Source organism: Phenylobacterium sp. (assembly GCF_036495085.1).
Taxonomy (GTDB): domain Bacteria; phylum Pseudomonadota; class Alphaproteobacteria; order Caulobacterales; family Caulobacteraceae; genus Phenylobacterium.
Window position 1 is genome coordinate 1 of the sequence record NZ_DASXNL010000072.1, and the last position, 8,335, is coordinate 8,335.

At 68.7% G+C, this 8,335-nt stretch carries 6 protein-coding genes and 1 pseudogene; all 7 read left to right on the forward strand.

The genetic code is table 11. The annotated features are described in order from the left end of the window. Positions 1-105 precede the first annotated feature (105 nt). Positions 106-1,374, forward strand: a complete 1,269-nt coding sequence (locus VGI62_RS08705; protein ID WP_331504084.1) for a DUF418 domain-containing protein — start codon at positions 106-108, stop codon at positions 1,372-1,374. A 96-nt stretch (positions 1,375-1,470) separates the two neighbouring features. Further along, positions 1,471-3,318, forward strand: coding sequence for an AMP-binding protein (locus VGI62_RS08710; RefSeq protein ID WP_331504085.1), 1,848 nt, complete (start codon positions 1,471-1,473; stop codon positions 3,316-3,318). Positions 3,319-3,455: 137 nt separating this feature from the next. After that, the gene (locus VGI62_RS08715; RefSeq protein ID WP_331504086.1) at positions 3,456-4,850 is read left to right on the forward strand and encodes an aminotransferase class V-fold PLP-dependent enzyme; all 1,395 of its coding nucleotides are present in this window, start codon (positions 3,456-3,458) and stop codon (positions 4,848-4,850) included. Positions 4,851-5,029: 179 nt separating this feature from the next. Further along, positions 5,030-6,304, forward strand: coding sequence for an O-antigen ligase family protein (locus VGI62_RS08720; protein WP_331504087.1), 1,275 nt, complete (start codon positions 5,030-5,032; stop codon positions 6,302-6,304). Positions 6,305-6,357: 53 nt separating this feature from the next. Continuing rightward, positions 6,358-6,876 (forward strand): RNA polymerase sigma factor, encoded by a 519-nt coding sequence (locus VGI62_RS08725; protein ID WP_331504088.1) that lies wholly within the window; start codon positions 6,358-6,360, stop codon positions 6,874-6,876. Between the two features lie 100 nt (positions 6,877-6,976). Beyond that, entirely contained in the window at positions 6,977-7,951 is a 975-nt protein-coding gene (locus VGI62_RS08730; protein ID WP_331504089.1) for a FecR family protein, read from the forward strand. A 24-nt stretch (positions 7,952-7,975) separates the two neighbouring features. After that, positions 7,976-8,335: pseudogene (locus VGI62_RS08735) on the forward strand (STN domain-containing protein); the annotation flags it as partial.

Consider the following 8,335-nt stretch of genomic DNA (forward strand, 5'->3'; position numbering starts at 1 on the left):
AGGCTGCTGCGACACAACTCAGGACGGCTGAATGCTCAGCCCGTTGACAGCCCCGGCAGAGCGCTCATCCTCGGTCGGACAACAAGATCTTGGGGGAGGTCAGTGATGGCGACACAGGCGGCTGAACGGCACATCTCGATCGACGCGGTGCGCGGCTTCGCCGTGCTCGGCATCCTCCTGATGAATATCGTGGGCATGGGCTTGCCCGCCTTCGCCTACCTGGACCCGACCTACGCCGGCGGCTCAACCGGTGCGGATCTGTGGACCTGGGCGATCAACAATGTGCTGACCGACGGCAAGATGCGGGCGCTCTTCACGATGCTCTTCGGGGCCAGCGCCGTACTCATCGCCGAACGCGCCGAGGGCGGGCATCCCGGCCCCCTTCAGACCCACTATCGCCGGATGCTCTGGCTCTTCGTCTTCGGCATGCTTCACGCCTACTTCCTGTGGTGGGGCGACATCTTGGTCACCTATGCGCTGGCCGGGCTGGTGATCTTCCCCTTCCGCAAGCTCAACGTGAAGGCGCAGCTGGCGATCGGAATAGCGATCCTCGCCGCCCTCCTCGTTGCGAACCTGGTCCTGGCTGATCAGCTGAAGGCGCTCTACCTGGCGGCCATCGCGCCCGGCGCGACGCCGGACGCGCTCAAGGCATGGCAGGAGGCCTCGCAGCTGGTCGCCCCTTCGCAGGCGATGAAGGACCTGGAGATCGCCGGCTTCCGCGGGAGCTTCATGGACGCCCTGCAGGTGCGCGCCCAGGCGGCCAAGCTCCTGCAGATGTACCTGATGCCGACGGACGAGATCCCCGAGGCGATCGGCCAGATGTTTGTCGGCATGGCGCTCTTCCGGACCGGCTTCTTCACCCTGAAGTGGTCGACGCGTGCGTATCTCGCGACCATGGCGGTGGGCTACCTGCTGGCCGCGCCCGCGACGGCCTGGCTCGCCTGGAGGATCCAGCAGTCGCACTTCGATCCGCTGACGCTCAACCGCCTCGAAGCCTGGCAACAGGTCTCAAGGCCGCTGATCGCCATGGCGCACGCCAGCGCCGTCCTGCTGATCGTCCGTTCGGGCGCCGCCAAGGGCGTCGTGAATCGCCTGGCGGCCGCCGGGCGGATGGCGTTCAGCAATTACCTGATGACCTCGATCATCACGACGCTGGTCTTCTGCGGCTTCGGCCTGGGGCTTTACGGCAAGCTCTCGCGCTTCCAGGAGCTGGCCGTCGTAGGCGGGGTGTGGATCTTCATCCTGGCGTGGAGCAAGCCCTGGCTGGCGCGCTTCCACTACGGCCCCTTCGAATGGGCCTGGCGCTCGCTCGTCCGCTGGAGCCCGCAGCCGTTCGTTCGCGGGCGCAGAGGCCCGGAACCGGCCACAGCCTGACGGTTCATTTGCGTGCGCATGACGTCAGGGCGCCGTTGCCTGCGGACGCCCGACGCGTAAGGCTGGGGGCAACCCAAAAACCATAGGGACCCGGCCATGAGCCCAGCTGACGATCTGGCGACCGCCGCCACGAAACCGGCTTTCAAACCCCTGCCGCAGAAGGCTCCCGACGTCTCCATCGAGAGGCGCGCGGACGGCGTCGTCCTGATCCGGTCCAACCACGCGCCCGGGGAGGGGCCACGCTCCATCGGCCATCTGCTGGCCGAGCGCGCCGCCGCCCATCCGGATCGTCCCTACATCCAGCAGCGCGAGCCAGGGCACGGCCCCTGGCGGGGCGTCACCTACGGGGAGGCCAAGCGCGCCGCCGACGGCGTCGCCCAATGGCTCCTGGACCGTGGTCTTGGCAGCGACAGCGCCGTCATGGTGCTCTCGGCCAATTCGGTCGAGCACGCCCTGGTGATGCTGGGCTGTTACGAAGCAGGCACGCCGGTCGCGCCGATCAGTCCCGCCTACTCGCTGATCTCCTCCGATCACGCCAAGCTCAAGCACTGCTTCTCGACCGTTCGGCCAAAGGTGGTCTTTGCGCAGAACTCCGAAATGTTCGCGCGCGCCTTCGAGACATTGCGGGGCCTCGACCCCGACCTGACGTTTGTCACCGTCGATGGCGGCGCAGGCACGATTGCGCTCTCCGAGCTGACTTCGACCACACCAACCGGCGCGGTCGCTGAGGCGCTGGAGGGCGTCGGCCACCAGACCGTCGCGAAGTATCTCTTCACCTCCGGCTCGACGGGCCTGCCGAAGGGCGTTCCCCAGACCCATGGCATGTTCGCAGGCGTGATCGCCGGCCAGGAAGGGCTGCGCGGCGAAGAGGTCGACCCCGACGTCGTGCCGCAATCCCTGGAGTGGATGCCCTGGAGCCACATCTCCGCCGGCAACATCGGCTTCAACGGCGTTCTATGGGCGGGCGGCACGGTCTATCTCGACGAGGGCAAGCCCCTGCCCGGCCTCTTCGAGACAACCATCAAGAACCTCTATGAGGTTTCGCCCATGGTGTTCGGCTCCGCGCCGATCGCCTTCGGCATGCTGGCCGAAGCCATGGAAAAGGACCCGGCGCTGAGGCGCTCGTTCTTCAAGAACCTGCGCTACATGGGTTATGGCGGGGCGACGCTCTCGAATGACGTCTCTGAGCGCCTGCAGGCCCTGGCCGTGGCCGAGACGGGTCAACGGATCCCGCTGACCACCATGTACGGCGCCACGGAGACGCAAGGCGTCACCGTCGTCCACTGGCTGACCGAGCGCGTCGGCCTCATCGGCCTGCCGCTGCCCGGGATCACGCTCAAGCTCGTCCCGAACGGCTCGAAGCTGGAAGTCCGCGTCAAGGGCCCGACGGTGACCACGGGCTATCACAACGATCCGGAGAAGACGAAGGCGGCCTTCGACAAGGAGGGTTTCTACAAGCTAGGCGATGCCGCCCGCTTCCTCGATCCGGACGATCCGGCGCAGGGCCTGGTCTTCGACGGCCGTGTGACCGAGGACTTCAAGCTCGACTCCGGGACCTGGGTCTCGGTGGGGACGCTCCGCCCAGACCTGGTCGCGGCCTGCAGTCCCTATGTGATGGACGTCGTCGTCGCCGGCCAGGACAAGCCCTTCGCCGGCGCGCTCATCTGGCCGTCGCCGGCTGCAATCGCGACCCTGGGCGATGATCCCCTGGCGAAGCTGACCGGGCTCCTGAAGGAACGGCTCGAGGCGTTCAACGCCGGCGCCGGCGGCTCGTCGCGGCGGATCGGCCGCTTCACGATCCTGACCGAGCCGCCGTCGATCGACGCCGGCGAGATCACCGACAAGGGCTACGTCAACCAGCGGGCCACGCTGGAGCGCCGCCATGCCCTCGTCGAGGCCCTCTACGCAAGTGCGCCGCCCCCAGCTGTCGTGAGCCTGCTTTAAGGGGCTGCAAGGCCCGCCGGACCAACGAGGCAGGCCGACGCCTAGGGTGAAACTGCGCGCGTCCCGCGGGTTCCGCGCGCTTGCCGCCGGGACGGCGAGGTTGTGGAGTCCGGCGACGTTGGTTGAGAGGCCGGGCCTTGCGTATTCTCCGGCGAGACCTGTTGAAGGGCGTGGGGCTGGCTGCCGCCGGCGGCGGCGTGGCGAGGGCGGCCGAACAACCGGCTACGCCTGCGCCGCCTGGCCTGGATGGCGATGCGTATCCCTCCGAGACGCCGGCACAGACCCAGGCCCCGGAACCGGAACCCGCCTCGCTCGGGCCCGCCTTCGGGCCCGGGGACTGGGCCCGCGTTCGGGCGATGTTCGACCTCGCGCCCGACCGCGTCGATATGAGCGCCATGCTGATCGCCTCGCATCCGAAGCCGGTGCGCGACGCCATCGACCGGCACCGGCGCGAACTCGACCGCGCGCCCATCGAGTATCTCGAGGCCCATAACCGCAGCCTGCAGAACATGGCCCGCCAGCGGGTGGGCCGATACTTCGGCGCGGCCGAGAGCGACGTGGCGCTGACCGACTCCACGACCGAGGGCGCGGGCCTGGTCTACAACGGCCTTCGCCTGCGACCGGGTCAGGAAGTGCTGACCACCGACCGCGACTACTACGTCACCCATGAAGCGCTTCGCCTGGCGGCCGAGCGGAACGGCTCGACGGTCCGGCGCATGGCCCTGGTCGACAGGGCTGCCGACGCCACGGTCGAGGGACTGACCGGCGCAATCACCCGCGAGATCCGCCCGCAGACCCGGGTGGTGGCCCTGACCTGGGTGCATTCGTCCACCGGACTTAAACTGCCGATCGGCAGGATCGCCGCGGCGATCGCCCGGCTGAATGTCGGCCGACAGGAGCCTGACCGGGTGTTGCTGTGCGTCGACGGGGTGCACGGGTTCGGCAACCAGGACGTAGGCATGGCCGAGCTCGGCTGCGACTTCTTCTTCGCCGGCGCCCACAAGTGGTTGTTTGGGCCCCGGGGCACCGGTGTCGTGATCGGCAGCGCGGCCGGTTGGGCTGCGCTGCGCCCGACGATCCCGACTTTCCTGGATTCAGGCGCCTATTCCCACTGGATCAACGGCTCGGCGCCTGGCGAATGCACCGGCGCGCGCCTGACGCCCGGCGGGTTCAAGGCTTTCGAACACCTCTGGGCGCTCTCGGACGCATTCGTGCTGCACGGCTGGGTTGGGAGGCGCCAGGTCGCCGACCGCACCGCCGAGCTCGCCACACAGCTGAAATCAGGCCTGGCGCAGATGCGCCACGTAAACCTCGCCACACCGATCTCACGCGAACTCTCGGCGGGCATTGTCTCGTTCGAGGTGGCCGGCATGAGCCCGGCGCAGGCCGTGTCGCACCTTCGCACCTGGAGGGTGATCGGCTCAGTCGCGCCCTACGCCCATCCCCTCGTGCGGCTCACCCCCAGCATCCGCAATACGCCGCAAGAGGTGGACTTCGCATTGGGCGCCGTACGGTCTATGGCACGAGCCTGACACGCTTTGCGCCACGCAAACGGGCCTTACCGCCCTGATGGCGTCCTTCACCAACATCGGTAGCGCCGGCCGATGGCCGGTTGAAACCGGCCATAAACCTCTGGCCCGCAATTGAGGCCTCACGAAACCGACGTCGTCGTTGCACGACCCCGAACCAGAGCGAGCGGAGTAACGGACCCATGGCGCCGCGCGGCATTTCGAATGGCCGGTTAGAGGGTCGGTCCGAGGTATGGTCCACGCCGGCGCTTGTGATCCTGGCCGTGATGGCGCCGCTCCTGGGCTGGCTCGCCCCGCAAGGCCTGGCCGCCCTGGCGGCCCTCGCGGGCATGGCGACGCTTCCGGGCCTTCGGGCGCCCAGGCGGTCTGACTGGGGCTTGGCGGCCGCGCTCGCGGCAGGGATCGCCTGGATCTGGGCCTCGAGCGCCTGGGGTCCCTACCCGCTGCTGGCCAGGCCCTGGACGGGGGTTACGGCGGCCATCCTGGCCGCGCTGGGGGTGTCGTTGATCGGCGCAGGTCGTCGCGCGGGGCCGCGAACGGCGATGCTCTTTCCGGGGGCGCTCGTCTTCGGCGTGACCCTGCTCGCGGTGATCCTTCTGGTTGAGGCGCTGAGCGGCGCAGGTCTGTTCCGAGCCATCAACGCCGCCCTCGGCACGGCCGTCCGGCCTGACCTGGCGATCCGTGACGCAGCCCGAGGAACCTATGGCCTGATCATCCTGGGACCGGCTGCGATCTGGGCGTGCCTCAGGCTGGGCGCGGCCAGGTGGCTGGTCCCGCTGCTTGTTGGAAGTCTGCTGTTCAGCGCCCACACCATGGACGTGGCCGCGCCAAGCGTGGCGCTGCTGGCGGCGGTCCTGGCGGCCGCGACGGTCTCGCTGTGGCCCAGGATGGGCCCCCGCGCCCTGGCCGCGGGATCCTTCGCTCTTGTCCTTGCGATGCCGCTCTTGATCTGGATGGCGATTTGGAGCGGTCGTTATGATGCGATGGCCGCGCGCCTGCCGCCTTCCTGGGCGGAGCGGATGTCCTATTGGCGCTTCGCCGTTGAGCGCATCTCGGAGCATCCCTTGCGGGGCTGGGGGCTGGAAGCCAGCCGCGACATGGCGCCTGGCCTCATCCTGCATCCGCACAACGGCGCCTTGCAGCTCTGGCTGGAATTGGGGTTGCCAGGCGCCTTCCTTGGCGCGGCCCTTTGCGCAAGCGTCTTCCTTGGCCTCTCGCGTCCGGGACGAGACCCTGGCGCGGTGACCGGAGCGGCGACCGCGGCGGCCTATCTTACCATTGGGTTGGTGAGCTTCGGGATCTGGCAGGAATGGTGGGTGGGCCTTGGCCTGATCGCCGCCAGCTTCTGCGCAGCCCTGCGCTTACCCGATCCCCAGGCCGCCCCTGAACCCCGCCAGGAAAATCCAGCGGTCGTTGCGCCGCCTGTCAGCTGCGTCGCTGAGAGAGTCATGCGATAAATCGTTTCCAGCCGCAGGGGTGGGACGCGAAGGCTGGATGCGGCAGAGGCCCCTTGGAAGACGGCGACGCAAATCCTCTGATCTCCGCCTACCTGGAGCGCCGGGCCGACCTCGTGCGCTATTTTCGCGCCCGCCTGCGCTCGGACGTGGCCGCCGAAGACCTGGTTCAGGACATCTATCTGAAGATCTCCGCCCTGCCCGACGGGGACATCGGCAACCCGGGCGCCTATCTTTTCCGGACCGGGACCAACCTGATGCTGGACCGGATCAAGGCGGAGCGGCGCAGCGGGCGGCGCGAGGCCGAGTGGCGCTCGGCGCACACCAGCGGGCCGGGCGAGGGCGTCGTCGAAGGATCCCCCGCCGACGAGGTCGTCGACGCCAAGGCGCGCCTGAGTGCGATCATCGAGGTGGTCCAGGAGCTGCCGGCGCCGGTCCGCGAGGCCTTTCGCCTGCACAAGCTGGAGGGCCTGACCCATGCCGAGACCGCCGCAGCGATGAACGTCTCTCGCTCCAGCGTCGAGAAATACATGATGACCTGCCTGAAGCAGATCCTCGCGCGAGTGGGCCGATGAGGCGCGCGCCACGAAACTTTGGAGGCGCCTGGGCTTTTGTGGCGTCTTTGGGGCAGTCGATGGCCCAAGCGTCCAGTTGGCACAGGTCAAGATGAGCCCGATGGAGCCTGCATTCCCGCAAGACCTGGACGACCAGGCGGTCGCGTGGTTGGTCCGCGTGCAGTCTGACGCGGCCACCGCCGAGGACTGGACAGCGCTTACTGTCTGGCTCGAGGCCGATACGCGTCACCTCGAAGCCTTCGCCGCCGCCGAGCAGCTGAACGCGGAGATCACCAACCACGCCGTCGAGATCGCAACGCAACTGGCGCCGGCGGCCTCCGTCCTCCCTTTCTCGCGCGCTCGCTCGGGGCCTCCGCGGCGCTGGCTGCTGGCCGGTAGCCTTGCCGCCGCAGCCGCCCTGGCGGTGATCGCCGGCCCCGCGGCCTGGCGCAGCTACGAGGGCGCGCCCACGACCTATCGCACCGGCATCGGCGAGACGCGCCGGATCACGCTCGCTGACGGCAGCCGCATCCACCTTGACGCCGGCTCGACCATGACCGTGCGGCTGGGCTGGCGGGAACGGCATGTCACGCTGGCCGTGGCCCAGGCCAGCTTCGACGTCGCCAAGGACGCTCGGCGACCATTCACCATCGACGTCGGCGACCAGCAGGTGCGCGTGGTGGGCACGGAATTCAACGTGCGCCACACCGACGGCCAGGTGCGCGTCACCGTCCGACGCGGTGTCGTCGAAGTCAGCCAGCCCGGACAGGACGCCACCCAGGTCGCGCGGCTGACGCCGGGCCTGCAGCTCATCCACGTGGAGGGGGCGGACGCCTCCACCGTCCGCAAGGTCGAGCCCGACGCGGCGTTTGCCTGGCGCCACAATCGGCTCATCTACGAGGACGAACCGGTGTCGCAGATCGCCGCCGACCTCAGCCGGCGCTATGCGATCCCGGTGCGGGTCACCAGCGCAGCCGGCGGACGGCGCTTCTCAGGCGTGCTCGAACTCGGCGACGAGGCCCAGGTTGTCCGCCTGTTGGCCGACTATCTTTCTTTGACCGCGCGGCGTACGGAGCGGGAATTCGTCCTCAAGTGAGGCGTTCTCGGGTCTAAGGAACGATTGCCTTCATCCCTGCGCAGCTGGCGCCGAATGGCGATCCTGGCGGTGGCCGCGATCCTGCCGGCGGCGGGCCGCGCCGCGGCCGAGCCGCTGCACGCCTTCAACGTCCCCCAACAACCGCTGGCCACCGCCCTCGTCCAACTCGCCGTCCAGGCGGGTGTGTCGATGAGCTCGCGCGCAGCTTCGGGTTGCGCGCCCCAGGGACATGCGGTGTTTGGGCGACTGTCCCTACAGGCGGCGTTGACACGCTTGCTGGACGGCACCGGCTGCACTTACCGGATGATCGACCCTCGCGCCGTCGAGGTGGTCGCTGTGGTCGCCGCAACCAGCCCGCCCATCTTGCCCCGCGCACAGCCCCGC

Excerpts from the sequence above, each read along its gene's own strand:
- VGI62_RS08705 (WP_331504084.1), top strand. The coding sequence starts at position 106 with ATGGCGACACAGGCGGCTGAACGGCACATCTCGATCGACGCGGTGCGC.
- VGI62_RS08710 (WP_331504085.1), top strand. The coding sequence starts at position 1,471 with ATGAGCCCAGCTGACGATCTGGCGACCGCCGCCACGAAACCGGCTTTC.
- VGI62_RS08720 (WP_331504087.1), top strand. The coding sequence starts at position 5,030 with ATGGCGCCGCGCGGCATTTCGAATGGCCGGTTAGAGGGTCGGTCCGAG.
- VGI62_RS08730 (WP_331504089.1), top strand. The coding sequence starts at position 6,977 with ATGGAGCCTGCATTCCCGCAAGACCTGGACGACCAGGCGGTCGCGTGG.